Raw genomic sequence first — 202 nt, 5'->3', positions numbered from 1 at the left:
GTTGCTGGGTCGTCTGGCGCCGGACTTCAAGACCATCGCGGATTTTCGCAAAGACAACAGCATGGCCTTTCAGGCGACTTGCAAGGCTTTTGTCCAGTTCTGTCGCCAGGCGAGCTTGATCAGTGGGGAGCTGGTGGCCATCGATGGCAGCAAGTTCCAAGCGGTAGCTTCGCTGCGCAAGCACCTGAGCGTGGAGAAGCTC

1 pseudogene is annotated in these 202 nt (G+C 58.4%); it reads left to right on the top strand.

Annotated elements, in window-relative coordinates:
* Positions 1–202 (top strand): annotated as a pseudogene (locus ACNFCJ_RS24220) (IS5/IS1182 family transposase); the annotation flags it as partial.

It is taken from the genome of Pseudomonas sp. NY15364 (assembly GCF_048068235.1).
Classification (GTDB): domain Bacteria; phylum Pseudomonadota; class Gammaproteobacteria; order Pseudomonadales; family Pseudomonadaceae; genus Aquipseudomonas; species Aquipseudomonas mendocina_D.
The sequence above is the reverse complement of the archived record's forward strand: the minus strand, read 5'-3'. Positions and strand labels throughout refer to the sequence as shown.